Annotated in this window: 1 protein-coding gene; it reads right to left on the reverse strand. The window is 54.8% G+C overall.

The genetic code is table 11. The features are described from left to right. Nucleotides 1-244 (reverse strand): sugar transferase (locus NLU14_RS22340; RefSeq protein WP_275710742.1); only part of this gene is annotated, 244 nt, incomplete at its 3' end. Nucleotides 245-259: the final 15 nt, after the last annotated feature.

A 259-nucleotide genomic window follows, 5' to 3' on the forward strand; every position in this document is an offset into this window, starting at 1 on the left:
TCATCTCGCCTTTTAAAACGTTCCAAAGCTGAGGAAGCTCGTCAATTTTTGTCCGCCGCAGAAACTGTCCGGCCGGGGTTATGAGCGAAGCTGTCGCTTCATGTGTAGGGACAGACGGCGATCCCGAAAACATGGTTCGCAGCTTGTAACAGCGAAATGGCCTTCCCTTGCGCCCGACCCGCACCTGTCGGAATATTCCTGGCCCGGGTGACGTCCAGCGCACAACCAATATGGCAACAGCGATTAATGGCGCTAGACT

Source organism: Marinobacter iranensis, from assembly GCF_029207565.1.
GTDB lineage: Bacteria > Pseudomonadota > Gammaproteobacteria > Pseudomonadales > Oleiphilaceae > Marinobacter > Marinobacter iranensis.